Below are 26567 nucleotides of genomic sequence, written 5' to 3' on the forward strand. Positions count from 1 at the left end.
GCATGACCCGCCGCGAGACGCCTCGGATGGCGCCGGAAACCCAGACCGCGACGCCGACCCCGACCCCGCCGCCGTTGCTGGCGGGCGGGCTGGAAGGTCTGGCCGGATCGATGGGAGATGGCGCGGGCGAGGACCTGTGGATCGAGGTGATCCGCCAGATGGACTCGGTCTACGCCGATCTCGTCACCTCGCAGACCGCGCTCGAGGAACAGCACCGCGAACTGAGTGAGGCGCACGGCTTCATCGGCTCGGTGCTCGATGCAATGACCGACGTCGTGCTCGCCTGCGGGGCCGACGGGCGCCTCCAGCGGGTCAACGGCGCGCTCACCGCGATCGTGGGCGAAAGTGAACAGGCGCTGCTCGGCCGCGAGGTCGAGGCGCTGTTCGCGCCCGACGAGCGCGGCGCGGTGCGCGATGCGATGATCGAGGTGCGCAGCGGCGGCGTGGTCGACCAGCGCGAATGGAACCTGCTGATGGCCGATGGCACCCCCGCCACGGTCTCCACCAACATCGCCCCCCGGCGCGATGGCGCGGGCCTGATGTGTGGCTTTGTTTTCGTGGGCCGTCCGCTCGGCGATCTCCAGCGCGCCTACCGCGCGCTCGACAAGGCCCATTCCACGCTCCAGCGCACGCAGGAACAGCTCCTGATGAGCGAGAAGATGGCCGCGCTCGGCCGGCTCGTCGCGGGTGTGGCGCACGAACTCAACAACCCGATCAGCTTCGTGTTCGGCAACATGTACGCGCTCAAACGCTACGGCGATGCCATCGCGCGCTATCTCGAGGCAACCGGCGAGCACCACGGCGATCCCGCGCTCGACCGGCTGCGCGCCGAACTGCGCATCGACCGCATCCTCGCGGACATCGGCCCGCTGGTCGACGGGACGCTCGAAGGGGCCGAGAGGGTGCGCGACATCGTGCAGGACCTGAGGCGCTTTTCCTCCAACCAGGAGGAGACGCCCGAGCCTTTCAACCTCGCCCGGCTGGTGCGCACGGCGGCGGAATGGGTGGCCAAGGCGCAGCGGGTCAAGCCGCGCTTCACTTTCGATCTGCCCGATCCGCTCGATCTGGTGAGCCGCAAGGGGCAGCTGCACCAGATCGCCGTCAACCTCGTCCAGAACGCCTGCGACGCGCTGGCCGGGCAGGCGGACGGTGCGGTGCTGATCCGCGCCTGGCGCGAGGGCGCAACCTGCTTTTTGATGGTGGCGGACAACGGTCCGGGCATTCCGGCGGCGCGGCGCGACAAGATCTTCGAGCCGTTCTTCACCACCAAGCCGATCGGTTCAGGCACCGGGCTGGGGCTTTACGTGAGCTACAACATGGCCGCCAAGCTTGGCGGGGCGCTGCGTTTCGAGGACAATCCGGGGGGCGGCGCGCGTTTCGTGCTGACCCTGCCCGATCTGGTGGGCGAGGACGCGGCGTGACCCGCCCTTTGCGTCTCTTGTGGCTGCAATCGGGGGGGTGCGGCGGGTGCACGCTCTCGTTGCTGGGGGCTTCGGGGCCGGATCTGGTGACCGCGCTCGATCTCGCCGGGGTAGAGGTGGTCTGGCACCCGTCGCTGAGCGCGGCCACCGGGAGCGAGGCGCGCGCGCGGATCGAGGCGATCGCTGCGGGCGAGGCTCCGCTCGACATCTTCTGCCTCGAAGGTTCGGTCATGACCGGGCCGGACGGCACCGGCCTGTTCCATCGCATGGCGGGCACCGACGAGGCGATGATGCGGGTGATCGAACGCGTGGCGCGCCGCGCCGATTACGTGCTCGCGGTGGGCAGCTGCGCGGCGTTCGGCGGGATCACGGCGGCGGGCGGCAACGAGGTCGGCGCAGTCGGGCTGGCCTATGACGGCAGGCAGGCGGGCGGATTGCTCGGCCCCGATTTCCGTTCGGGCAAGGGGCTCCCGGTCATCAATATCGCGGGCTGCCCGATTCACCCTGACTGGTTCACCGAAACGGTGCTGCAGATCGCGGCGGGCGCGTTCGACGCGCGCGACATCGACGAATGGCAAAGGCCGCTGTCCTACACCACGCACCTCGTTCATCACGGCTGCGCGCGCAACGAATTCTACGAGTTCAAGGCGAGCGCGGAGAAGCTTTCCGACATGGGCTGCATGATGGAGCATCTGGGCTGCAAGGGCACGCAGGCGCGCGCCGACTGCAACATCCGGCCCTGGAACGGCTCGGGCTCGTGCCTCGATGGCAATTACCCCTGCATCGCCTGCACCGCGCCGGGGTTCGAGGAACCGGGCCACGAATTTGCCCTGACGCCCAAGATATCGGGCATTCCGGTGGGCCTGCCGACCGACATGCCCAAGGCCTGGTTCGTGGCGCTGGCCTCGCTGTCCAAGGCGGCGACCCCGGCGCGTCTGCGCGACAACGCGGCACGCGACCGGCTGGTCACGCTGCCGCAGGACAAAAGCCTGAAAGGGCGCAAAGGGCGGCCATGAGCGAGCCGGGCAATCGCCTTGTCATCGGCCCCTTCAACCGGGTCGAAGGGGACCTCGAAGTCCGGCTCGAGACGAGCGCGGAGACGGTCGTGCGCGCCGAGGTCTCCTCGCCGCTCTATCGCGGGTTCGAACGCATGCTGGTGGGCAAGGGGGTGCCCGATGCGCTGGTCTACGCGCCGCGCATCTGCGGGATCTGCTCGGTCTCGCAGTCGGTCGCGGCGGCCTATGCGCTGGCCGGGCTCGCGCCGGGGCGCGTTCCACCCGCCGGGCGCCATGCGGTGAACCTGATCCACGCGGTGGAGAACCTCGCCGATCACTTCACCCACTTCCACCTCTTCTTCATGCCCGACTTCGCGCGGCCGATCTACGCCGACGAGGCGTGGTATCCGCAAGTGGCCGAGCGCTTCACCGCGATCCGCGGCAGCGCCACGCGCGACGCGCTGCCCGCGCGCGCGGCGTGGATGGAGATCATGGGCGTGCTCGCGGGCAAGTGGCCGCACACGCTATCGATCCAGCCGGGGGGATCGACCCGCGCGATCAGCCGCGCCGAGAAAGTGCGCGTGCTTGCCCTCGTGCGCGGCTTCCGGCGCTATCTCGAAACGACCTTGCTGGGCGACGCGCTGGAAGCGGTGGCCGCGCTGGACAGCGGCGATGCGCTTCACGCCTGGTCGCAGGGGCGCAAGGGCGATTTCGCGCAGTTCCTGGCGATTTCGCGCGCGCTCGGGCTTTCGGCGCTGGGCCGCACGCGCGGCGCGCACATGAGTTTCGGGGCCTATCAGGACCGCGCGGGCGGGCATCTCTGCGCGCGCGGGACCTGGGTCGCGGGCGCCGCCCAACCACTTGAGACCGGGGCCATCGCCGAAGACGTCAGCCACGCCTGGTACGCCGAGGCGGGGGGTAAGCCACAAGGTCCCTTGCGCGATGCGCCCGCGCCCGATCTGCGCAACCAGGAGGCCTATTCGTGGTGCAAGGCGCCGCGTCTGGGCGGGCAGGTGGTCGAGGTGGGGGCGCTCTCGCGCCAGCTCGTCGCGGGCCATCCCTTGCTGAGCGACCTGGCCCTGCGCGGCGCCAACGTCGAGGCGCGGGTGGTGGCGCGGATGGTCGAACTGGCGCGGGTGGTCCCCGCGATGGAGCGCTGGATCGCCGCGATCGATCCCGACGAGCCGTTCATCGATCCTGCCGCGCTGCTCCCGGACGGTGAAGGCGCGGGCCTGACCGAGGCGGCGCGCGGATCGCTCGGCCACTGGCTGCGCGCGCGCGAGGGGCGCATCGAACACTACCAGATTATCGCGCCGACCACCTGGAACTTCAGCCCGCGCGACGCACGCGGTGTGCCGGGGCCGCTCGAGCAGGCGCTCGAAGGCACGCCGATCCGCGCCGGGGAGACCGAGCCGGTCGCGGTGCAGCACGTCGTGCGCTCGTTCGATCCGTGCATGGTCTGCACGGTCCACTGATGGGCACTGTGCCCAAGGTCGCCGCGCAGGCCGGTCCAGCGCCGCGCATGGGGCGGCTGATCCGCGTGCGCGGCCAGGTCCAGGCGGTGGGGTATCGCCCCTTCGTGTGGCAAGCCGCGCGCGCGCTCGGCCTCGCCGGGGCGGTCTGCAACGATGGCGAAGGGGTGCTGATCCGCGTGGCCGGGGCCTCGGAGGCAATCGCGCGGTTCGTCGCGCAGTTGCGGGGCGAGGCCCCGCCGCTGGCCAGGGTGCTTGCGGTGGAACTGCTGGATGCGCCGGTCCCGGTCCCCGAGGAGGACTTCGTGATCGCTGCGAGCGCGGGCGGCGCGGTGGCGACCGGGATCGTGCCGGACGCGGCGACCTGTCCCGAGTGCCTCGCCGAACTGCGCGATCCCGGCGACCGGCGGTTCGGTTACGCCTTTGGCAACTGCACCCATTGCGGCCCGCGCCTCTCGATCATCCGCCAGCTGCCCTATGACCGCGCGCACACCAGCATGGCGCCCTTCGCGCTGTGCCCCGACTGCGCGCGCGAATACGCCGATCCGGCCGACCGCCGTTTCCACGCCCAGCCGATCGCCTGCCCGGCCTGCGGTCCGCAGCTCACGCTCACCGGCGAAGGGGCGGATGCGGGCGATCCGCTGGCGAGGGCAATCGACTTGCTGCGGGGCGGGCGCATCGTCGCGGTCAAGGGGCTGGGCGGGTTTCACCTTGCCTGCCGGGCCGCCGACCCTGCGGCGGTGGCCCGGCTGCGCGCGCGCAAGGGGCGCGATGCCAAGCCTTTTGCGCTCATGGTCCCCTCGCTCGACCACGCGCGGGCGCTGGGGCCGCTCGGGGCCGAGGCCGAGGCGTGCCTTGTCAGTCCGGCCGCGCCGATCGTGCTGGTGCCGATGGGGCCGGGCGCCCACGCGCTGCCCGAGGGACTGGCGCCGGGGCAGGACCATCTGGGGCTGATGCTGCCCTATACCCCGCTCCACCACTTACTCATGGACGCGCTGGGCGAGCCGCTGGTGATGACCTCGGGCAACCGCAGCGAAGAGCCGCAAGTGATCGAGGATGGCGCGGCGCACGAGCGGCTGGCCGGGATTGCCGATGCCTGGCTCGGCCACGACCGCGCCATCGTCAATCGTATCGACGACAGCGTGATCGCCTTCGACGCGCTTGGCCCTGTCGTGCTGCGCCGCGCGCGCGGGATGGCGCCCGATCCCGTGGTGCTGCCCGAAAGCCTTGCGCACGGCCCGCGCGTGCTGGCGATGGGGGGCGAACTGAAGGCAACCTTCTGCCTGCTGCGGGGGCGTGAGGCGGTGCTGTCGCAGCACGTCGGCGATCTGGAGGACGCCGCCGCGCTCGCCGACTATCGCCGCCTGCTGGATCTCTATCGCGATCTCTACGCCTTCACGCCCGAGGCCATCGCGGTGGACGGGCATCCGGATTACCTCTCGACCCGGCTCGGTCGCGACATGGCGCAGGCGCTGGGCGTGCCGCTCGTCGTGGCCGACCACCACCACGCGCACATGGCCGCCTGCCTTGCCGAGAACGGCGTCGGGTTGGAAGGCGAAGCGCTGGGGTTGATCTGTGACGGCCTGGGGCTCGGCGCCGACGGCACCTTGTGGGGCGGCGAACTGCTGGGCGGCACTTGCGCTGCGAGCCGCCGGCTGGCCGGGCTTCCTGCCGTGGCGCTGCCGGGCGGGGCGGCGGCGATGAAGCAGCCCTGGCGCAACTTGCTGGCGCATCTGCTCCACGCCTTCGGGTCGGAGTGGGAGGCGGCGGTGCCCGCGCTGGCCGCGCGGCTTCCCCGAGGCGCGCCGCGACGGGTTCTGGCCCAGGCGATCGGGCAGGGGCTCAACGCGCCGCGCTGTTCGTCGGCCGGGCGGGTGTTCGATGCCCTGGCGGCTGCGCTCGGACTTTGCGGCGAGGCGCTATCCTACGAGGGGCAGGCGGCGATGGCGCTCGAAGCCTGCGCGCGGCCCTTCGTAGCGGCGGCGCAGGGCTATCCGATCGCGCTGGATGCTGGGGAGGGCGGGGTGCCACGGCTGGATTTCGCGCCGCTGTGGCGCGCGCTCGACGCGGATATCGGGCACGGGGTCGAGGCCGGGCTTGCCGCCGCGCGCTTTCATCTCGCCTTCGCCGATGCGCTCGTCGCGCTGGTTGACTGTGTCGCTGTCGCCAAGGGTGATTACCCACAAGGCCCGGTTGCGCTGAGCGGCGGGGTGTTCAACAACCGCATCCTGCGCGAACGCGTGGCGGCGGGAATAGCGGGGCTGGGCCGCGAGGCGCTGGTCCATCGCCGGGTGCCGGCGGGCGACGGCGGGCTGGCGCTGGGTCAGGCGGTGGCCACGCGCGCGCGGTTGGCTGCGCAGCTGGGCACGCAGGACGACGAACGAAGGACGATAGGGGCGAAGACGATAGCATGCTGAACGAACACGATCTGCGCCAGCGCATTGTCGGGGAGATGCACTTGCGGCGCTGGCCGCACGTCTGCGCGCCCTCGACCATCCTTCAGTTCGTGCGCGTGCTTGAACCCGAGCAGCGCGAGGCCGAACTGGCCGCCGTGGGCACCCTGCCGCCCGGTGGGCTGCCCGGCCGCAACGAAAATCCGCGCCACCGCGCCGGCACGCTGGGGCCGGGCATCGTGTTCGGCTGGGAGCGCCAGAGCGAGGCGAGCACGACGACGCTGTTCATCGACCGCCTGCTGGTCGACGAGCACGGCAATTTCGCGCCCGATCCCGCCGCGCGCGATGCGATTACCTGGGCGATGCGCCTGCCCGGCAAGATCCTGCGCGCGATCCGCGTCCTGATCGTGGCCGACGATGCCGCGGCGCGCGCGCTGATCCCGGCGATGGGCTACGATCCGCTCGACCTCGTGAGCTGCCACATCTCGTGCCAGGATGGCGATCAGGCCGCGCGCATCTGGTCGGATTTTCGTTTTCGCGATGAAAACTACGGCCAGATCCTCGTTGCCGCGAACGGGATGGAGGGGGGCGACCTCTCGCGCTCGGTCCAGCGCTTGCAGGAACTGGGCAACTACCGCAATCTGGCGCTGCTCGGCCTGCCGGTGGCGCAGGACGGGTGGAAGCTGCTCGACCGGGTCGAAAACGAGCTGGGCGTGCTCACCGGGCAGGTTGCCAATCCCGCGGTGCGCGACGACGATCTGCTGAGTGAGGTCACGCGCCTCTCGGCCGATCTCATCGCCCATGCAACCGAGACCGACTACCGCCTGAGCGCGACCGAGGCCTATGCGCGCATCGTGGAGGAGCGGCTCGAGGGGCTGCACATCCGGGCCTGCCCCGGCCACCCCTCGCTCGCCGACTTCACCCAGCGCCGCTTCCTGCCCGCGATGCGCACCTGCGCCGCGCATCGGCGCCGCCAGGAACAGCTCGCGGTGCGCACCGAGCGGCTCGTCGCGCTGCTGCGCACCCGCATCGAGACCCGGATCGAGAACCAGAACGGACGCCTGCTGGCGTCGATGGAACGCTCGAGCACGCGGCAGCTGCGCCTGCAGCAACTTGTCGAAGGGCTCTCGGTCGTGGCGCTCAGCTACTATGGCATCAGTCTCATCGCGCACATGCTCGAAGGGGTCGAGGCGGTGGTGCCCGGCTTCCATCCGGGGCCGGTGATCGCGGTGCTGACCCCGATTACGCTGGTGGGCATGTGGCTGGGCCTGCACCATCTCAAGTCGCGCATTCTGGACTGACCGGGGCGACAGTCCGGGTTCAAGGGGAGCAAACCCCTTGAACCCATTTGGTCTTATCCCGAGGACCCGCCAAAGATCGCGTGGCGGGCTCCGAACGCGTGGAACAGTTCGGGCCAGACGTGGGCGGGCGTGTCGTCGGGCAAGCGCACGCCAAAGCCGTGGCCGCCCTTGTCGAAGCCATGGAATTCGACCGGGCGCCCGGCGGCGAGCATCGCGTTGTACAGCGCGACGCTGTTCTGGATCGGCACGGTGGTATCATCGCTCGCGGCGGTGACGAACACCGGTGGGGTGTTCTGGTCCACCCGCTGTTCGACCGAGCCCTGCGCGATGGCCGCGGCGCTGGCGTTCGCGCCGAGCAGGTTGTCGCGCGATCCGGCGTGGACGTAAGGCTGGGTGAGCGTGACGACCGGGTAGATCAGGCCGGCGAGATCGGGGCGCGCGCTGAGCGCGTCGCTGGCGTCCACGGGATCGTAGACCTTCTCGGCAAAGCGGGTGGCGATGCTTCCGCCAAGGTGCCCGCCCGCCGAGAAGCCGAGCACGGCAACGCGTGCGGGATCGAGCCCAAAGTCCTTGGCGTGGGCACGCACCAGCCGCACGCCGCGCTGCGCGTCCTGCAGCGGCACGAGGCCGCGCCTGGCCCAGCCTTCGCCGGGCAGGCGGTACTTGAGGATGAAGCAGGTGACGCCGCGCGCGGTCAGCCAGCGGGCCTGCTCCTCGCCTTCGTTGTCCCAGGCGAGGAAGCCGTAACCGCCGCCGGGCAGCAGGATGACCGAGGACCCGTCGCGGTAGGCCGGTTTGCGCACTTCGAGCGTGGGCGCGGCAATTCCGGTGAACCAGCGATCGTCGAAGGCGGTGTCCTTGCTCTTCTGCGCGCTGGCGAACGAGGGCAGGGTCGCCGGAGCGCCCGGCGGCGAGCCGGGCCAGAGCGGGATCGAGGGGCCGGAATAGGACAGGGCCGTCGATCCGGCGAGCGCGGGACGCGCGGTGGTGGCGGCAAGGCCCGCAAGAGCCAGACCGCCGAGCAGCGTGCGGCGCGAGGGGAACGGGGTGAGGGACATCGTGCAGGGCTCCTTGGCGGGGGCGGCGGGGCTCGTTTCCTCCACTACGGTACTATCCGTGTGGACGGAGGGAAGCGCAATTTGTCGGGGTGATAATGGGGTGGGGCGTTGCGAGGCGAAGAATGGGGCAGGACGGCGGGCGCCCTTTGCCCCGGTGGGCGTGGGCGATTGCGCCATTCTGTGATCTGCCATCCTCTTCCTTCCTCTCGCATTTGTAAGGGTAAATTGGGGGAAGTGATTGCGCTACCATTTTTCTCGATCGGCAATCGAGGGTTAGTCTTTGGCCTTTTTGCAAGTCCTGCTAGAAGTGGCGAATGTCAGAAAGAGAGCGCAAACGCCGGACCTCGCGATCGCGGCAGACCGGGGCCCCGACCATTGCCGACGTGGCCGCGATGGCGGGCGTGTCGATGATGACCGTATCGCGTGTCATCAACGCCGAACCCAAAGTGCGCCAGTCCACCCGCGACGCGGTGAACGAGGCGATCGCCAAGCTCAACTACGCGCCCAACCGCGCGGCCCGCTCGCTGGCGGGTGCGGCGCAGATCCGCATCGGGCTGCTCTATTCCAACCCGTCCGAAGCCTTTCTCAGCGCCTTCATCGTGGGCAGCCTTGAGGAAGCCGGGCGGCTCGACGTGCAGATCATCGTGCGCAAGGTCGAGGAAGGCGAGGCGCTGGCCCCGGCGGTCGAACGGCTGATCTCCGGCGGGATCGACGGGGTGATCCTGCCCCCGCCGATCTGCGAATCGAACGAGGTCCACGAACTTCTGCGCGAGGCGGCGATTCCAACCGTAGCGGTGGCGACGTCGATGGAAGAGGATGACATCGCCACGATCCGCATCGACGATAGCAGCGCGGCGCGCGAGATGACCGCGCATCTTGCCGGGCTGGGGCACGAACGCATCGGTTTCATCGCCGGGCATCCCAACCTCGCGGCCAGTGCGCTGCGGCTTGAAGGCTACCGGCAGGGCCTCGCCGAGGCGGGGCTGGCCTTTGACGAGGCGCTCGTCGCGCAAGGGTATTTCACGTATCGTTCGGGGCTCGACGCGGCCGAGCGGCTGCTTTCGCTCGACGCCGCGCCGACCGCGATCTTTGCCAGCAACGACGACATGGCCGCCGCTGCGGTCGCCATCGCGCACCGTCGCGGGCTTGACGTGCCGGGCGACCTGACCGTCTGCGGGTTCGACGACGTGGCGATGGCAACGACGATCTGGCCCGAGCTGACCACGATCCACCAGCCGATCAGCGCAATGAGCCGTCAGGCGGTCGAACTGCTCGCAAACCTGCTGCGCACCAAGCGCACGGGCGAGCTGGGCAAGCACCACGTGCTGGTCGATTACCGGCTGGTGCGCCGCCAGTCCGACGCGGCGCCGCGCCGCCGCCCGGCAACCCGCGTCCCCGCGACGGCCTGACCGGGGGGCTGAGCGGTAGCTCTTGAACACAGAAAAAGGCCCCGGAAAGGGGCCTTTTTCGTCCGTGCGCATCCCGCCATGGCAAGCGCGATGGGCCTCAGGCCGAGCGGATGGTCATGTCCAGCGTCAGGCTTTCCCCCGGCGCCAGCGCGCGGGTGCCCGGTTGATCACGGGTCGGACGGTTCAGCGCGTCGGGCATCGTGGTCTGCGGTTCGGCGCAGAAGAAATCGCCGCCTGGCGGCACGAAGAGGTGGAGAAAGCGCGTGCCCGCGCTTTCGAGGAGGATCGCGCCGTCCTTGCGTTCGATCCGGAGCGTTCCGTCCCAGCCGAAATAGCAGTTATCGATCAGCGCGGGCCGATCGAGCGAGGCCGGGGCGCTCCAGTCGCCCAGCTGGTCAGCCGGGGCGGGGCGGGTGGGCAGCATTGCCTCATCGCCCAGCCACACGCCTTGGGCTGCGAAGGCGATCGCCTCCACCCCCCTGCGTGCGAACCAGGGGTGAAAGCCGATCCCGGCGGGCATCGTGCGGGTGTCGGTGTTGGTGAGCGCGAGGCGCGCGTGAAGCCCGTTGGCGGTGAGCGTGAAGGTCTGCCGGGCGGTGAAGGACCAGCCCCAGCGCGCATCGGCCCGATGCGCGTGGGTGAGGGTCAGGGCGTCCTCGCGGTGTTCGGCAAGGTCCCAGGTCTCCAGCCAGGCGGTGCCGTGGAGCGGATGCGCGATGGCCGGGTGGTTGGGGGCGAGCGCGTGGCTCTCCCCCTCCCAGGTAAAGAGCCCATGCGCGATGCGGTTGACGTAAGGGGCGAGCGGGAAGCACGCGCTTTCGAGCGGCTCGGTGCTGGCCTCGGGCATGGGGCGCAGCACATCGGCGCCCCGGCGGGTGAGCGCGCGCACCATGCCCCCGTGGCGCGGATCGACGCGCAGCGTCCATTCGCCTGCGGTGATCGCGATGGCCTGGGCGTTTCCGTCGACCGCGACAGCCGTCATCCTTGCATGTCTTCCAGTTCGCGCCCGCGCGTTTCGGTCACCGTCGCGCGCACGAACAGGAACGATACAAAGGCGGCGGTGGCGTAGAGCGTGTAGGTGATCGGCAGGCCGGGCCAGCTGACCATGCTGGGGAAGCTGACCGAGATCGCGGCGTTGGCGATCCACTGCGCGAAGCCGGCCACTGCCAGCGCGGACCCGCGGATCTGGTTGGGGAACATCTCGCCCAGCATGACCCACATGACCGGACCCCAGCTGATATTGAAGAACACCACGTAGGCGTTCGCGGCGAGCAGGGCGATCACGCCGAACGAGCCGGGCAGGTGCACTGCGCCGTCGGCGCCGGGCACCGCGGTCGAGAACGCCCAGGCGACGAGGCCGAGCGTGACCGTCATGCCCGCCGAGCCGATCAGCAGCAGTGGCTTGCGCCCGATCCGGTCGATCAGCGCGATCGCGCCCAGGCACGCCCCGATCGAGACCGCGCCCGAGATGATGTTGGTCTGCAGCGCGCTGTCCTCGGAAAAGCCGACCGCCTGCCACAGCGTCGCGCCATAGTAGAACACCACGTTGATGCCGACGAGCTGCTGGAACACCGCGATGCCGATACCCACCCACAGGATCGGACGGATCTTGCCGGTCGAACGGTCGATCAGGTCGGACAGCTTGGGACGGTGATGGTCGGCGGAGAGCGAGGCCCCGATTTCGGCGACCTTGCGCTGGGCGGTCGCCGCGCCGAACAGGCGGGTGAGCACGTCGCGCGCCTCCTCGGTGCGGCCCTGCGCGACGAGATAGCGCGGGCTTTCGGGAATGCCGAGCAGGGCAAGGAAATAGATCAGCGCCGGGATCGACTGGAGCCAGAACATCCAGCGCCAGGCCGGGAAGTCGAGCCACAGCGTCGCGGTCGATCCGCCCGCCCAGCGCGCGAGGACGAAGTTGGCGAGGAAAGCGCCGGTGAGACCCGAGATGATCATCACTTGCTGCACGCTCGACAGGCGGCCGCGCACATGGGCGGGGGTCATCTCGGAAATGTAGACCGGCGAGGTCACGCTCGCCGCGCCAACGCCCAGGCCGCCGATGATGCGCGCAATGATGAACACCATCGAGGAACCCGCAGCTCCTGCGAGAAGCGCCGAGCCCATGAACAGGATGGCGGCGAGCATCATCGTGCCGCGCCGCCCGATCCGGTCGGACAGCCGTCCGGCGATGAACGCGCCGAACGAGGAGCCCACGAGGATCGCGCCGACATTGACGCCGATCCCCAGGCTGCCGAGGTCGAAAGTGGCTTCAAGCCCGCTCTGGGTGCCGTTGATGACCCCCGAATCGTAGCCGAACATGAAGCCGCCGATCGTTGCCACGGCCACGACCAGCGCGACCAGGCGGGTATTGACTTCGACCCTGTCCATTCCAGTGTATCCTTTCCCATCGGATCGCCCGCGTTTCTCGTCGGTGGCGGTGCGATCCATCGCGGTTTGCTAGGTGTTGGCCTTTCGCACAGGCGCGGCGGGAACCGCGACGCGGAAGGTGAAGATGTCTCCGGCCATGGTCTGCTCGGCCAGCTCCTGCTCGCTGAGGCCCTGGCGGGCGCTGGTGGCAAAGGCGGTGCGCCCGTCTTCGCCGCCCAGCGTGATCTTGGTGATGTTGCTGACCGGGAAGCGCACTTCGTCGGTCAGGGTGCCGTCGGGGGCGAAGCGGCGCGCCGCGCCGCCGCTGAAGAAGCCCTGCCACACGCCGCCTTCGGCGTCGCAGATGGCGCCGTCGGGATAGCCCCAGTCGGCCCGCTCGGGGGTGTTGAAGTCGAGGAACGGGGTCCCCGTATCGGGCGTGCCGTCGGCGCCGATGGCAAAGCGCGTCACGGTGCGCGCCAGCGTGTCGACGTGGTAGACGAAGCCGCCGCAAGGCGAGATCGCCGGGCCGTTGGTGATGGTGATCGCGGGGATCGGCGTGCGCGTCACCGCGCCCTTGTCGAGCACGAAGACCGCGCCGCTTTCGCTTTCCTCAAGGTTGTCCATCGAGCCGAACCAGATGCGCCCTTCGGCGTCGATCGCGGCGTCGTTGAGGCGGTTGTCGGGCTGGTCCGCGTGGACCTGTGCGATGCGCGTGAAGCTGCCGTCAGCGGGATCGAAGCGGTGCGGGCCGGACTGCAGGCCAGCGATGAGGCCGTGGACCGCGCTGGGCAGGACCCAGCCGACATGTTCGGGCGCGGACCAGCGCGTCACGTCCTTCGTCGCGGGATCGACCCGGAAGATGGTGTTGTTCTTGATGTCGACGAACCACAGCGCGCCCTCGATCCAGGTCGGGCCTTCGCCCAGCTGCGCGCCAATGGTCAGGAAGTGTTCTGCCAGCATCTCTCTCACTCTCGCTCCGGACCCCGGACTGGTTAGCGCCAGCCGGCGTCGATCCAATAGTCGTGGCCGGTACACATACGGGCACCCTGCGAGCTAAGGAAGAGGACAAGTGCGGCCACGTCCGCGGGCTGGATACGGCCCGAAAGGCATTGTGCGGCAACGATTTCGGCTTCGCCTTCGGGCGTGTACCATTTTTCCTGGCGCGGCGTCTGGACATTGCCGGGGACGACTGTGTTGACGCGGATGTTGTCGCGTCCCAGATCGCGCGCCAGGCTGCGGGTGAGACCCGCGATGGCGGCCTTGGCGGTCTGGTAGAGGATGAGGTCGGGCAGCGCGAGGTGCCAGGAGATCGATCCGAAGTTGATGATCGAGCCGCCACCGGCCGCTTTCATCGCCGGGATCACCGCCTGGGCCGCAAAGAACTGGTGGCGCAGGTTCACGTTCATGCGCTCTTCCCAGAATGCGGGCGTGACGTCCTCGACCGCGTGGCGATCATCGTTGGCCGCGTTGTTGACCAGCACGTCCACCCCGCCGAGCGCGGCGATCATTTCGTCCAGCGTCGTCTTGAGCGCGTCGAGATCGGTCAGGTCGAGATGGCGGTAGAGCGGCGTGTGGCGCGCATCCGGGGCCAGTTCGCGGACCAGCCCGGCGCCCGCTTCGTCCTGGATGTCGACGAAGGCGACTTGCGCGCCCTGCGCGACGAACGCGCGCACGAGCCCTTCGCCGATGCCGCTCGCGCCGCCCGAGATGATGACCTTCCTGTCCTGGAGGTCGGGATAGATGGCGCTCGCGCCGTGGGGGGAAACGCTGCTCAGCATCGTGTCGTGATCGCCCTCGTGGTCTTGTGTGGGGTTACTGTGCAAGAAGCCCGCGCGCGGCGAGATTGCGGAAAAGGTGCGAGAGCCCGAAGGTCCAGGCCGGGGCCTCAGCGCTCGTCGTCACGGTGTTGGCCAGCGTGCCCAGGCGTGCGCTGGAGATGGTTACCGTGTCGCCCACCTTGTGGGTGAAGCCGCGGCCCGGCTCGTCGCGGTCCTGGGTCGGCGCGAACAGCGTGCCGCAGAACAGCACGAGGCCGTCGGGGTACTGGTGTTCGCTCATCGCCTGGCGCAGCAGGTCCTCGGGGTCGCGGCTGATCTCGCGCATGGTCGAATGGCCTTCGAGCACGTAGCCGTCGGTGCCCTCGATGGTCATCGTGACATCGGCGCTGCGCACGTCCTCGATCGTGTAGCCGTCATCGAACAGGCGGATGAACGGGCCGATCGAGCAGGAGGCGTTGTTGTCCTTGGCCTTGCCCAAGAGCAGCGCCGAGCGGCCTTCGAAGTCGCGCAGGTTGACATCGTTGCCCAGCGTCGCGCCCACCGCCTTGCCGTCGGGGCCGGCGACCATGACGACTTCGGGTTCGGGGTTGTTCCAGCCCGAGTCCGAGCGCACGCCGATCTCGGCGCCCTGGCCCACGGTGGCGAGCACCGGGCACTTGGTGAAGACTTCGGCGTCGGGGCCGATCGCCACTTCGAGGTATTGCGACCACAGGCCTTCCTCGATCAGCGTGCCCTTGAGCGCGTCGGCTTCGGGCGAGCCGGGCACGGTCGAGCGGATCGAACCGCCAAGCACGTCCTCGATCTTGCCGCGCAGCGAGGCGGCGAGCGAATGGTCGCCCCGCGCGCGTTCCTCGATCACGCGTTCGAGCGCGGAGACGGCGAAGGTCACGCCGCAGGCCTTGACGCACTGCAGGTCGATCGGGCTGAGCAGGGTGGCGGTGTCGAGCACGTCGATCCCCCCCAGCAGCGTTCCGCCCTCGGTCAGGCCGGACGCGACGAGATCGGCGCTGGTGGGGGCCATTGCGGACATGTCGAAAACCTGGCCGCTGCGGATCTGGATCGGGGTGGGGCCGGCGCCGGTGTCGATCCGGCCGATGAAGGTGCCGCTACGCCAGTCTTCGGGCAGGCCCTGGTACGGGGCCGTCGCAATAGTCATCCGGTGATTTCCTCTCCACAAGTATTAGCGTTATCTATGAACGCGACAAAGGCGTCAAGATGCGTCGTTCGCCGATGGCGCGATGGGCGATGAAAGTTGCGGATATCGGCGCATGGATGCCGTGTTAAAGCGACGCTGAAAGAAAATTGGCGCGCTCACATTCATCTTGGCTTCGGGCCGCGCAAGGGGAAGGGTGGAGCGCGCAAATTCCGCCCCGATTCGCACGATCGCGCGCGCCGCTGTGATACGGACGTGTTCCGGCGGGCGGGGCGGGCTATGGTCCGGCAACCGGGCGCGGCCGCGCCGGGGCGAGACAGGGGAGAGCGAGGAATGATGGCAGGGATCGGGAATTGGGTGCGCGCTGGCCTGGCCGTCTGGCCCTCCGTGCTGGGGCTGGCGGGCCTTGCCAGTCCGGCCTGGGGGGGCACCGCGCTGCCGCGGATCGAAACCCACGGCGCCCGCCACGCGCTGATCGTCGACGGCGCGCCTTTCCTCATCCTTGGCGCGCAGGCCAACAATTCGAGCAATTACCCCTCGCAGCTCGATGCCGTCTGGCCGGTGCTCGACGCGATCCACGCCAACACCCTCGAAATTCCGGTCGCCTGGGAGCAGATCGAGCCGGTCGAGGGGCGTTTCGATTTCTCTTATGTCCAGACGCTGCTCGAGGCCGCGCGCGCGCACGACAAGCGGCTGGTGCTCTTGTGGTTCGGCACCTGGAAGAACACCAGCCCGAGCTATACTCCCGCCTGGGTCAAGCTGAACAACGCGCGCTTCCCGCGCATGAAGGCGCCCGACGGTTCGGACCATTACGCGCTCACGCCCTTGGCGCCGGCCACGCTGGCGGCCGATCGCGCCGCCTTCGTTCAGCTGATGACGTACTTGCGCGATCACGATCCGCAGAACACCGTGATTCTGATGCAGGTCGAGAACGAGACCGGCTCGTACCGCGTCCCGCGCGACTATTCGGCCAGCGCCGATGCGCTGTTCGCGCAGCCGATCCCGGCCGAGCTGGCCCGCCGCACGGGCAAGTCGGGGACCTGGCAGGAGGCTTATGGCAAGCAGGCGCCGCGCGCGTTCCAGACCTGGTATCTCGCCCGCTTCGTCAACGCGGTGGCGGCAGCGGGCAAGGCGGTCAAGAACCTGCCGATGTACGTCAACGCCTCGCTCGCCGGGCCCTCCAACGTGCCCGACCCGACCGGGGTGGCGAGCGGCGGGCCGCAGTGGGACGTGCTCGACATCTGGAAGGCGGCGGCTCCCGCGATCGATTTCGCCGGGCCCGACATCTACGATCCCAAGAGCGCCAACGCCGAAGCCTATCTTGAACGCTACGATCGCCCCGACAACGCACTGATGGTGCCCNCCCGACATCTACGATCCCAAGAGCGCCAACGCCGAAGCCTATCTTGAACGCTACGATCGCCCCGACAACGCACTGATGGTGCCCGAGATTGGCAATTCACGCAATTTTGCGCGGTTCTTCTGGCCGACCATCGGGCGCGGCGGGATCGGCTTCGCGCCCTTCGGCATGGATGACACCGGCTTCTTCAACTACCCGCTCGGGGCGAGCAAGCTCGATCCCGCAACGCTCGCTGCCTTCGCGTTACCCTATGCGACGCTTGGACCCATCGCACGCGACTGGGCGCGGATCGCCTGGACCCGTCCGACCTGGGGCGTGGCCAAGCCTGATGATGGCCAGCCGGTCGAAACGGTTCTGGGGCAATGGAAGGTCACCGCCGACTGGGGGCTGTGGCAATTCGGCGAAAAAGGCTGGAACTGGCTGCCCTCGCACCCGCCCGCCTTTGCCGATGAACCGGTTGGAGGCGTGGCGATCGCGCAGCTTTCGGACAGCGAGTACCTCGTCATGGGCGATCACGTGCGGGTGAACTTTCAGCCTGCGAACGGGCAGACCAACGGCGTGATCGTGGCGGTAGAGGAAGGTCGGTTCGAGCAGGGCCAGTGGGTCATGACGCGGCGCTGGAACGGGGATCAGACCGATTACGGTCTCAACTTCGTCGACCGACCGCAGTTGCTCAAAGTGACTACGGGTTTCTACGTCGATAAGTGAAACAGGGTGTCGCACGATTGGCCTGCTCCCCTCTTCCTCCTCCAAAAGAGGGAAGCAGGCCAGCTCTTTCCATGGCGAGATCGAAGAGATTGCGCAAGGACTTAGTGTGCTTTTGAGCGTTCTTTTGCGATTACTCGAAAGGGTAGGGCACGAGGGCTGGAAAGCCTGCTTCAGGTGTCTTTCAACTTGGGGGAAACTCTCTCAAGGAGGCCTCTTGCGAAGGCGGCGGGAACCCTGTCGGTAACCCCCGCAAGACGGGGTCAGCCGCGGTGGCGCGGCAGGCGCAAGCCCCAGTGGATCGCTGCAGCGCGCAGGGTAAAGCCGCAGGCGCTTCCCGCCACGCCCGCCAGTGCGGTGCCCGTCCCCAGGAGAACAAGGCCCGTGAACACGCCCGAGGCCAGCAGCGCGGCGGTGATGTAAAGCTCGTTGCGCAGCAGGATCGAGGGGACGCCCGCCACCACGTCGCGGATGACACCGCCCATGCAGGCGCTGATGACCCCCATGGCCACCGCAGGAAGCGGGGCGACGTCCAGATCCAGCGCCTTGCCCGTGCCGACGACGGCAAAGGCGGCGAGCCCGGCGGCATCGAACCACTCCAGCGCGCGCTCGGGCCAGATGCGCGTGGGCAGCAGCCAGGCGCAGACGCCCACCAGCACGCACAGCACGAGCGGTGCGGGGGAATGCATCCAGCCGACCGGGGCCCCGCTCAGCACGTCGCGCAAGGTGCCCCCGCCAATCCCGGCGACCGTGGCAAAGAAGATCGCGGCAATGACGTCGAGCCGCCGCCGCGCGGCCACCAGCGCGCCGGAAACGGCAAACACCGCGATCCCGGTGAAGTTGAGGGTGTCGAGGATCGGTCCGACAAGGACGAGAGGTGCAGCGCTGGCCATCCCGCGCGCCCTAGCCGGGAAGCGGGTGCGTGGCAAAGGGCATTGCCTTCGTGTGGCGCGCTGGTCGAGGTCGCGCTTGTGCCCAGCCCGTCCGGCCCTCCCGCTAGCGGGAGGGCGACGCGTCAATTCCCCCTCCCGCTGGCGGGAGGGGTGGCGCGACTTGCAGAGCCGCAGGCGATGCTCGTCGCAGCGGAGTGGGCCAGAGCATCGTCCGCTTATCGGCCTTAAAATAATAGAAACCCCCGATCATCCGGCCGGAGGTTTCCAATTTCACGCTTAAAGGCGAATCCGCTTCATCGCGTGCGGGTTATCCGCGTACCAGCCCCAGCGCGTCGTAGGCGGCGTGGAGCGTGGGGGTGGCGAGTTCGCGCGCGCGCGCGGCGCCCTTGGCGAGGATCGCGTCGAGCGCGCCGTAGTCCTTGCGCAGTTCGTTGAAGCGTTCGTTGATCGGCGCCAGCTTCTCGACCAGCACTTCACCGAGCGCGGGCTTGAACTTGCCGAAACCCTCGCCGCCGAACTCGGCGAGGATCGCCTCGACGCTCTGGCCGGTCATCGCCGAATAGATGCCCACCAGGTTGGCCGCCTCGGCGCGGCCTTCGAGCCCGGCCTTTTCACTGGGCAGCGGTTCGGCGTCGCTCTTGGCCTTCTTGACCTTCTTCATGATCGTGTCGGCATCGTCGGTCAGGTTGATGCGCGCCATGTCCGAGGGGTCCGACTTGCTCATCTTCGAGCCGCCGTCGCGCAGCGACATGATGCGCGCGGCCTCGGGCGGGATGATCGGGTCGGGCAGCGTGAACACCGGGGCGTCTTCACCGTTTTCGTCCTTGGGGGCAAAATCGTTGTTGAACTTCTGCGCGATGTCGCGGGCAAGTTCGAGGTGCTGCTTCTGGTCCTCGCCTACGGGGACATGGGTGGCCTGGTAGAGCAGCACGTCGGCGGCCTGGAGCACGGGGTAGGTGAACAGCGCCACCGAGGCCCCTTCGCGGTTCTTGCCCGACTTGTCCTTGAACTGGGTCATGCGGCTGAGCCAGCCCATGCGCGCGGTGCCGTTGAGCAGCCATTGCAGCTCGGCGTGCTGGGGCACCTGGGTCTGGTTGAACAGGATCGAGCGGTCCGGATCGATGCCGCAGGCGACGAGGGCGGCGGTCATCTCGCGGGTGTTGGCTGAAAGCGTCTTGGGATCGTGCGGCATGGAAATCGCGTGCAGATCGGCGAGGAAGTAGAGGCTCTGCCCGCCTTGCGCCGCGACATCGTCCTGCATCTTCACCCAGTTCTTGATGGCGCCCAGATAGTTGCCGAGGTGCAGGTTACCGGTGGGCTGGATGCCCGATACGATACGCATGGGTGCGTCCTTCATGAATGTTCGCAGGAAACGTCGGGTGTAAAAGCCCCGCGCGGGGCCGGACGGCGCACGCGGGAAGGGATCAGCGAAGGCGCAGACGCCATCGCCCGGCCGCAAGGGCCGGGATCGCCGGCGCGAGGCGCGGGCACTGATGTCCGGGAGGCAAGAGAGCCTGCATGCGCCAAGCCCTTAGCCGCAAACACGCAGCGAGGAAAGGGCGCGGTTTCATCGAAACCGCCGGGCTTTCCTGCGCCGTGCACCGTCACTTCGCGGCGCGGCGGCGGCGAAGCTGCGCGATGAGATCCCTGTCGAGCGCGCCGAACAGATAGGCGGCCACGAAAAACACCACCATCCCCGAGGCGCACAGCAGGCCGAGCGACCACACCTTTTCGATCAGGTTGCCCGCGTAGCGCTGCGTGAACAGCGGCACCATCAGCCACAACACGCCGCCCATCACCGCGCTCGCCGCGATCTGGCGCGCGATGCGCGAGGCCAGCTTGAGGGTGAAGTGGAACCAGCCGCGCATCTGCAGCAAGGCGTAGAGCGTGAGCACGTTGAGGGTCGAGGTGAACGCGGTCGCCCCGGCGAGGCCGACGATGCCGAAGCGGGGCACCACCGCAATGTTGATCGCGATGTTGATGACCAGCACGCCGCAGGCGATCCACACCGGGGTGCGGGTGTCCTCGCGGCTGAAGAAGGCGGGCTGGAACACCTTGACCAGCACGTAGGAGGGCAGCCCGAAGACCAGCGCGGTGACGATCGCGGCCATGGTCTCGCCGTTCGCGCTGGTCATCTTGCCGCCCACGAAGAAGGCGGTGACGAAGGCGGGCGCGCAGATCGAGAGCGCGACGGCGGCGGGAATGGTGAGCAGGCAGGCGATCTCGACCGCGTTGGCCTGCAGGCGCTGCGCACCGGCATCGTCCCTGGCCTGGATATGGCGCGAGAGCATCGGCAGGATCGCGGTGCCAAGCGCAATGCCCACGATCCCGAGCGGCATCTGGTTGAGGCGGTCGGCGTACTTGAGCAGGGTCAGCGAGCCCTGGGCGAGCGAGGTGGCGAAGAACGTGTCGACGAACTGGCTGATCTGGTAGACCCCCGCGCCGAAGGTGGCGGGCAGGATCAGCATGCCCAGCTTGCGCACGTCGGGGGTGAAGCGCGGCGCGGTGAGCCTGAGCCGCACGCCTGCACGGCGCGTCGCCCAGGCCATGTAGAGCAGCTGCACGACACCCGCAGCGGCGACCGCGGTGGCCACCGACCAGGCCACCGTCACGTCGCTCCCGCCCGCTTCGCGCAGGAAATGGCCGACCAGGATGCCGGTGATGAGCACCAGATTGAGCAGCACCGGCACGAAGGCGCCCGGCGCGAATTTCGAATGCGCGTTGAGCAGCCCGGAAAGCATCGCGACGAGGCTGACGAGCCCGAGGTAGGGGAAAGTCATGCGGCTGAGCGAGACGGTCAGCTCGAACTTGCCGGGGACGTCGCGGTATTCGTGCGCGAGCAGGCCCACGATCAGCGGCATGGCGAGCATGGCGAACGCGGAGAAGCCGAGCAGCACCCACACGAAGACCGAAAGCGTGTCGCTGGCGAAACGGTCGGCCGCTTCCTCGCCGCGCGTGGCGCTTTCATCGTCGGGATCGCCGTCCGCGGCGAGCTTGCGCGTGTACATCGGCACGAAGGCGACCGAGAAGGCGCCCTCGGCGAAGAGGCGGCGGAAGGTGTTGGGCAGCACGAAGGCGAGCTGGAACGCGTCGGCGGCAAGGCCGGCCCCCAGCACGCGGGCCATCAGGATGTCGCGCGCGAAGCCGAAGACGCGGCTGAACGCGGTCAGCCCCCCGATCGTGCCGACGTTGCGGACCAGACTCATGCCCTGCTGCGCTTTCCCGTGCCGGTATGCGAAAACCGCAGCGCCGGACCGGCTGGCCTTGCGCTGCGGGGAAGGAATAGGGGCCTGACCCGATCGCGCGCGCTGGCGCAAGGGCGCTGCGGGGCGATCGGGTTCAGTTCAGCGTTGTGCGGGCTCAGGCGTTGCCCATCGGCGGATCGCCAGCGGTCGCGCCCTGCTGCTGCTGGGCCTGAAGCTGCTGGATGTAGAGGCCGTTGAAGTCGATCGGCTCGAGCATCAGCGGGCTGAACCCGGCGTCGCGCACGGCATCGGCGATCACGCGGCGGGCGAAGGGGAACAGGATGCGCGGCGCTTCGGCGAAGAGGAAGGCGTGCGCCTGACCATCGTCGAGGTTGCGCATGCCCACCAGCGCGCAATACGACAGGTCGACGACGAAGGCGGTGCCCGCATCCGACTTGGAGGCGCAGGTGATCTTCAGTTCGACTTCGTGCACATCGCCTTCGATGGCCTGTGCGCCGATGTTGAACTGCACGTCGATCGAGGGCTGGTCCTGCCACTGGAAGCTGTGCGGCGCGTTGGGGTTCTCGACCGAGAGGTCCTTGACGTACTGCGAGATGATACCCGCGCTGGGGCCTTCCTCGGCGCCGTTGCCCAGGTTGAGATCGGAGATGACGTTGCCTTCGTCGGCCATGGTATTCTTTCCCGCTAATTCAACAAAACTGCACCACTGGAACGCAGACGGCGCCTGGAGGGCAGGCGGCCACGCGTGTCGAAAGCCGGTCCGCCGCAACGCCCGCAGGCACCGCAGCGATCACGGCGATTCTGCGGCGCTAGAGCATTTTTCGGCGGCGAGGAACAGGCAAAAAGCGCGCTCGCGCGGGTGAAGCGGACCCTGTGCCGGCGCGGCCTGGCCGGTCGGTGGCGCGCCAAAGCCGCACAATGGGAGCAAATCGTCGAAAAAATGCCCCGATCCGGCTGCTCACGCGTTGTTCATTTGTCAACTGTACCTATCTGGGTCTATGCTGGCTCCGGTCAGAGATGGTCATGTAACAAGACATGGACATGGAAAGCAGACTCAGACGGGCGCAACCAGCCGATGGCGTGCTGGCCCCTGGCCTGCCGTTGGATCGGCGGCACTAGGTCGGTCGGTGGCTCAGGCCGGGTGGTTCGCCCGCCACAAGAAGGAATGGAAACACGAACGTGACACCGGAAATCGTCATCCTTGCCATGATCGCAGCGTTTCTCGGCTTGCGGCTCTATTCCGTGCTCGGCCGCCGCGCCGAACACGAGGAAGAGCCGATTGCCGGTCGTTTCGAGGGTCAGCAGGGGCAGCCCGGTGCGTCGCGTCCGCATGCCCACAAGCGTCCCGAGACCAAGCCCGAGGAAGCGGCCCCGCGCGCGCTGCCCGAACAGCGGCTGCGCGAAATGCCGGTCTCCTCGCCCGCGGCCGAACGCGGCCTCGCCGCCATTGCCTCGGCCGATCGCCGCTTCGATGCCTTCGCCTTCCTCGAAGGGGCACGCGGCGCGTACCGTCTCGTGCTCGAATCGTTCTGGAAGGGCGACAAGGCCGAACTGCGCGCGCTGTGCGACGCGGACGTTTACGACAGCTTTGCCTCGGCGATCGACGCGCGGCTCGCGGCGGGCGAAACGCTCGACAACCGCCTGGTGCGCATCGATGACCTCAAGATCGTGAGCGCCGGGCTCGATGCGGGCACCGCGCGGATCACCGTGCGCTTCGTCTCGGACATCGCGGCGATCACCCGCAACGCGCAAGGCGAAGTCGTCGCCGGGTCGCTCGACGATGCGATCGAGGCGGTCGACGTGTGGACCTTTGCCCGCTCGTTGCGTTCGTCCGACCCCGACTGGGTGCTCGAGGAAACCGACGCCGGTTGATCTTTTTCGCGCAATTGCGCAAGCGAACGGGCAGGAAGCGTTGACGCTTCGCTGCCCGTTTCGTTTGCCGGTCCCCCGGTTCGACCCGCAGGCTTCCGGCCCGGCTCGCCAGTTTGCGGCCGCGTCCGTCGGCTTCAGGGGCCAGCACCGACAGGCGGCGTTCGGCTTCTTGCCTGGTTCGTTATTTTTTGGCCGGAGATTTCATCGTGGCTCGAGACAGTCTGGTTGCGCGCGGCCCCGGTTCCGCTTCTGGCCGCGGGTTGGGTGAGGGCGGTCTTGCCCGCGCGGCCGGGGCGCTGCGCCTTGGCGTCATCGGCGCGCTGGCGTTGCTGCTCGCCGCCTGTGCGGTAGTGCCGCAAGGGCGTCCCGGTGCAGGAGGCGCTGGCCCGGCGCCCGGCGCGCCAGCGGGCCCGGCCAACGCGCTTGCGGCGGGGATTCGTCCCGGTCCTGCCTTTGCTACGCTGCCGGTGGGGGCGATGGACGCGCGCGCGGCGCTTTCGGGCTTTGCCGAAAGCTGCCCCAAGCTTCTCGCGCGCGACGATGCCAGCGGGCTGACCCGCGCGGCGGACTGGCGGCGCCCCTGCGTCGCAGCGGCCTCCTGGTCCCCGGACCTCGCGAACGCGTTCTTCGCCGAATTCTTCGAAACCGCACGGGTGGGCGATGCGGCGGCCTTCGCCACTGGCTATTACGAACCCGAGATCGCCGGTTCGCCGGTGCACCTGCCCGGCTACGACGTGCCGATCTACGGCATGCCCGCCGATCTGGTGCGCGCGCGCGAGGGCGATGCCACGCCGCTTGCGGGTGGGCGTATGCCGCTCGGCCGCTACGATCACGATGGCGTTTTCGTGCCCTATTACGATCGTGGCGCGATCGAGGATGGCGCGCTTGAGGGACGGGCTCCGGTGATCGCCTGGGCGCACGATCCGGTCGAGGTGTTCTTTCTTCAGGTCCAGGGTTCGGGGATGCTGCGCGCGCCCGACGGCAGCGTGGTGCGGATCGGTTATGCCGGGCAGAACGGACTGCCCTACACCGGCATCGGCAAGCTCATGCGCGAGCGCGGGCTGATCGGCGATGGACCCGGCCAGTACCCCGGTTCGATGCAGGGCATCATGCAGTACATCCGCGACAACCCCGAGGCGGGCGCGGCGCTGATGCGCGAGAACCGCTCCTTCGTGTTCTTCCGCGTGCTGACCGGCGATGGTCCGCTTGGCGCGCTGGGCGTTCCCGTGCGCGGGCACGCCTCGGTGGCGGCCGATCCGCGCTTCGTGCCGCTTGGCGCGCCGGTGTGGCTCGCCTTTGCCGACCATCCCGAAGCGAACGGGTTGTGGGTTGCGCAGGACACCGGCGGGGCGATCAAGGGCGCCAACCGCTTCGACACGTTCTGGGGTGCGGGCGACCGGGCGCGGCTGACGGCGGGCGGCATGTCGGGCCACGGCGAGGCGCTGGTGCTGCTGCCCAAGGGTACGCTGGCGCGCCTCGCGGGCGAGCGCTGAAGACCATGGGGCGGCGGCTGAGCGAGGAGGAAAAGCGGGTCTGGGACCAGCTTTCGCGCACGATAACCCCGCTGGCGCCCAAGGGGCGGCGCCCGATCGGCGCGCCTGGCGCGGCTGTGCCTTCCGCACCGGCAACCGCCGGTAAGGGAGAGGTCAAGCCGGAGGCGGTGGCAGCCACGGGCAAGAAAGTGCGCGGCCGCGTGCCGCCTGCGCTACCGCCCAAGCCCGCGGCGGCTCCGGCGCCCAAGGGTCCCGACCAGCTCCACCTCGACGGATCGTGGGAGAAGCGCATCGCCAAGGGTACGCTGGTGCCCGATTTCAGCCTCGACCTGCACGGTTCGAATCTCGACCTCGCCTGGCGGCGGCTGATGGACGGGCTGGCGCAGGGCAAGGCGATGGGCGCGCGGGTGATCCTGGTGGTGACCGGCCGCCCGCGCCCGGTCGACGCGATGGACCGGGGCGAAAGCCGCGGCGCGATCCGCGCCAAGATCAAGGACTGGCTTACCGTAAGCGAACACGCGCACGACATCGTCGCCATTCGCGGCGCGCACCGTCGCCACGGCGGGGCGGGGGCGCTCTACATCGTGCTTAAACGGCGGCGTTAAATCGCGTTCAAGGCCGACCTGTTTGCTCTTGATTCAAGAGGTTTATCCCCGCACGTTGGCGTTCGTTTAGAAGGCGGAAGGGGTGTTGCGTGAACGGGAGAAAAGGCGCGGCGGCGCTTGGAGTTCTGGCTCTGACGGCGTCTTGTTCGAGTGCGCCGATGCGCGCTGCGCACGGTGTGCGGCCGTCGCCTTTGCAGGGGATGTCCTATGACTGTGATGCGGCGCAGAACCATTATTCCGAGATCGTTCTTCCGGTGCCCGATGGCCCCTTCGCGGTGACCGGAAAGGTGGCCATGCGCCATATGATCGCGGATGAGGACTACGTGACCAACGCACGTATCGTGATATCGTCGCGGGCCAACGGCACCAGGCGTGCAGCGCCCGGTGCCTTTGGCATCCACTTGCTGGCGGTTCCCGCCAGGGCGGCGAAGCTGACCGATCTGCCGCCCGATCAGACGGTGGAACTTGCCCAATGGGAGATGGCGCAAGGCGCGCAAAGCGACGCATGGCGGGTGGACAGCGCGCAAGGTGGACTGCCCTTCGCCATGCGCTTCGATGGTGCGCGGGTTGCCACGCAATTGGGTGCCGTCGTTCGCAGCGATGCGCTGGTGCCCGAGGCGCCGGTCGTGCGGATCAGCTGCTCGACCGGGGAGTACCTCTTTACCGACCTTGTGGTGAAGCCGCTATAGATGGGTTGAAATAAAAAGACCGCCTTTTACGCAGGCGGTCTTTTGAATAGATCAACTGAAGCGCTGGCTCAGGTCTGAGGCAACTTCGTCATTTCTTGCAAGGGCGAAAGTAAACGGACCCTTGCGGCGGAGCGACTGGCAAATCCAGATGCCCTTGTCTTCACAATAGTTGCGAAGGTCGGCGAAGTTTTCATCGAGATAGGTGAAGCGGGAAAATTCCGAAATAGTGCTGTTCATGCCGCAGGATATAGCGGTTTCATTCAAAAAATTCAACCCGGCTGCGGGTGAGACCTTTTGGAAGCCGCCGCGTCCGGTGCGGAAGCCGGGTGGCCGGGAACGCGGGGGGCGGCGTTCAGGCGGGGCGCGCGCCGGCGGGCAGCGTCTTGGGTTTGCGGCGCGG

21 protein-coding genes and 1 pseudogene are annotated in these 26567 nt (G+C 68.5%); 11 read left to right on the top strand and 11 right to left on the bottom strand.

Going from position 1 to position 26567, the window contains the following annotated elements; genetic code table 11:
* Positions 1–2: 2 nt before the first annotated feature.
* The 5 genes from MTR62_RS08940 to MTR62_RS08960 are packed head-to-tail and all read left to right on the top strand — an operon-like array spanning position 3 to position 7582.
* Entirely contained in the window at positions 3–1421 is a 1419-nt protein-coding gene (locus MTR62_RS08940) for a sensor histidine kinase (protein ID WP_244019315.1), read from the top strand.
* Positions 1418–2437: an NADH-quinone oxidoreductase subunit B family protein gene (locus MTR62_RS08945; protein WP_244019317.1), complete on the top strand. Its 1020-nt coding sequence runs from the start codon at positions 1418–1420 to the stop codon at positions 2435–2437. Before MTR62_RS08940 ends, MTR62_RS08945 begins: the two co-directional genes overlap by 4 nt.
* Positions 2434–3891 (top strand): nickel-dependent hydrogenase large subunit, encoded by a 1458-nt coding sequence (locus MTR62_RS08950; RefSeq protein ID WP_244019319.1) that lies wholly within the window; start codon positions 2434–2436, stop codon positions 3889–3891. The genes MTR62_RS08945 and MTR62_RS08950 overlap by 4 nt, the downstream gene beginning before the upstream one ends.
* Positions 3891–6305: a carbamoyltransferase HypF gene (hypF, locus tag MTR62_RS08955; RefSeq protein ID WP_244019334.1), complete on the top strand. Its 2415-nt coding sequence runs from the start codon at positions 3891–3893 to the stop codon at positions 6303–6305. The genes MTR62_RS08950 and hypF overlap by 1 nt, the downstream gene beginning before the upstream one ends.
* Entirely contained in the window at positions 6299–7582 is a 1284-nt protein-coding gene (locus MTR62_RS08960; protein ID WP_244019336.1) for a DUF3422 domain-containing protein, read from the top strand. Before hypF ends, MTR62_RS08960 begins: the two co-directional genes overlap by 7 nt.
* A gap of 53 nt (positions 7583–7635) precedes the next feature.
* Here MTR62_RS08960 and MTR62_RS08965 read toward each other — a convergent pair whose 3' ends face one another.
* Positions 7636–8640 carry an alpha/beta hydrolase gene (locus MTR62_RS08965; RefSeq protein WP_244019338.1) on the bottom strand — a complete coding sequence of 335 codons (1005 nt, stop codon included), beginning with the start codon at positions 8638–8640 and terminating at the stop codon, positions 7636–7638.
* 314 nt (positions 8641–8954) lie between these two features.
* Between MTR62_RS08965 and MTR62_RS08970 the strand changes: the two genes are divergently transcribed.
* Positions 8955–10049, top strand: coding sequence for a LacI family DNA-binding transcriptional regulator (locus MTR62_RS08970; RefSeq protein WP_244019340.1), 1095 nt, complete (start codon positions 8955–8957; stop codon positions 10047–10049).
* 97 nt (positions 10050–10146) lie between these two features.
* Here MTR62_RS08970 and MTR62_RS08975 read toward each other — a convergent pair whose 3' ends face one another.
* The 5 genes from MTR62_RS08975 to MTR62_RS08995 all read right to left on the bottom strand — a co-directional run bounded on the left by MTR62_RS08975 (position 10147) and on the right by MTR62_RS08995 (position 15347).
* Positions 10147–11031: an aldose 1-epimerase gene (locus MTR62_RS08975; RefSeq protein ID WP_244019342.1), complete on the bottom strand. Its 885-nt coding sequence runs from the start codon at positions 11029–11031 to the stop codon at positions 10147–10149.
* On the bottom strand, positions 11028–12431 hold the full coding sequence (locus tag MTR62_RS08980) for a sugar porter family MFS transporter (RefSeq protein ID WP_244019344.1): 1404 nt from the start codon (positions 12429–12431) through the stop codon (positions 11028–11030). Before MTR62_RS08980 ends, MTR62_RS08975 begins: the two co-directional genes overlap by 4 nt.
* A gap of 69 nt (positions 12432–12500) precedes the next feature.
* Positions 12501–13373, bottom strand: a complete 873-nt coding sequence (locus MTR62_RS08985) for an SMP-30/gluconolactonase/LRE family protein (protein WP_244019346.1) — start codon at positions 13371–13373, stop codon at positions 12501–12503.
* A gap of 32 nt (positions 13374–13405) precedes the next feature.
* Complete coding sequence (locus tag MTR62_RS08990) at positions 13406–14191, bottom strand: SDR family NAD(P)-dependent oxidoreductase (RefSeq protein ID WP_244019348.1); 786 nt, start codon at positions 14189–14191, stop codon at positions 13406–13408.
* A gap of 34 nt (positions 14192–14225) precedes the next feature.
* The gene (locus tag MTR62_RS08995; protein WP_244019350.1) at positions 14226–15347 is read right to left on the bottom strand and encodes a fumarylacetoacetate hydrolase family protein; all 1122 of its coding nucleotides are present in this window, start codon (positions 15345–15347) and stop codon (positions 14226–14228) included.
* A 333-nt stretch (positions 15348–15680) separates the two neighbouring features.
* Here MTR62_RS08995 and MTR62_RS21610 point away from each other — a divergent pair.
* Positions 15681–17412, top strand: a pseudogene (locus MTR62_RS21610) (DUF5597 domain-containing protein).
* Positions 17413–17672: 260 nt separating this feature from the next.
* Here MTR62_RS21610 and MTR62_RS09010 read toward each other — a convergent pair.
* The 4 genes from MTR62_RS09010 to secB form a co-directional block, all read right to left on the bottom strand.
* Positions 17673–18302, bottom strand: coding sequence for a trimeric intracellular cation channel family protein (locus MTR62_RS09010; RefSeq protein ID WP_244019371.1), 630 nt, complete (start codon positions 18300–18302; stop codon positions 17673–17675).
* Between the two features lie 307 nt (positions 18303–18609).
* Positions 18610–19644, bottom strand: a complete 1035-nt coding sequence (trpS, locus tag MTR62_RS09015; protein ID WP_244019388.1) for a tryptophan--tRNA ligase — start codon at positions 19642–19644, stop codon at positions 18610–18612.
* 262 nt (positions 19645–19906) lie between these two features.
* Positions 19907–21508: a murein biosynthesis integral membrane protein MurJ gene (gene murJ, locus MTR62_RS09020; protein WP_244019399.1), complete on the bottom strand. Its 1602-nt coding sequence runs from the start codon at positions 21506–21508 to the stop codon at positions 19907–19909.
* Between the two features lie 154 nt (positions 21509–21662).
* On the bottom strand, positions 21663–22178 hold the full coding sequence (secB, locus tag MTR62_RS09025) for a protein-export chaperone SecB (RefSeq protein ID WP_244019409.1): 516 nt from the start codon (positions 22176–22178) through the stop codon (positions 21663–21665).
* 509 nt (positions 22179–22687) lie between these two features.
* Between secB and MTR62_RS09030 the strand changes: the two genes are divergently transcribed.
* The 4 genes from MTR62_RS09030 (at position 22688) to MTR62_RS09045 (ending at position 26167) form a co-directional block, all read left to right on the top strand.
* A complete protein-coding gene (locus tag MTR62_RS09030) occupies positions 22688–23380 on the top strand; it encodes a Tim44/TimA family putative adaptor protein (RefSeq protein ID WP_244019418.1) in 693 nt (230 codons plus the stop codon).
* A 260-nt stretch (positions 23381–23640) separates the two neighbouring features.
* Positions 23641–24873, top strand: a complete 1233-nt coding sequence (mltA, locus tag MTR62_RS09035; protein ID WP_407672656.1) for a murein transglycosylase A — start codon at positions 23641–23643, stop codon at positions 24871–24873.
* A 5-nt stretch (positions 24874–24878) separates the two neighbouring features.
* Positions 24879–25478: a Smr/MutS family protein gene (locus tag MTR62_RS09040; RefSeq protein ID WP_407672655.1), complete on the top strand. Its 600-nt coding sequence runs from the start codon at positions 24879–24881 to the stop codon at positions 25476–25478.
* A 158-nt stretch (positions 25479–25636) separates the two neighbouring features.
* Positions 25637–26167 carry a hypothetical protein gene (locus MTR62_RS09045; RefSeq protein ID WP_244019420.1) on the top strand — a complete coding sequence of 177 codons (531 nt, stop codon included), beginning with the start codon at positions 25637–25639 and terminating at the stop codon, positions 26165–26167.
* Positions 26168–26218: 51 nt separating this feature from the next.
* On the opposite strand, the gene MTR62_RS09050 is transcribed toward MTR62_RS09045, so the two are convergent.
* Positions 26219–26567, bottom strand: a 349-nt coding sequence (locus MTR62_RS09050; protein WP_244019422.1) for a hypothetical protein, incomplete at its 5' end; no start/stop codon positions are given.

It is taken from the genome of Novosphingobium organovorum (assembly GCF_022832435.1).
Lineage (GTDB): Bacteria > Pseudomonadota > Alphaproteobacteria > Sphingomonadales > Sphingomonadaceae > Novosphingobium > Novosphingobium organovorum.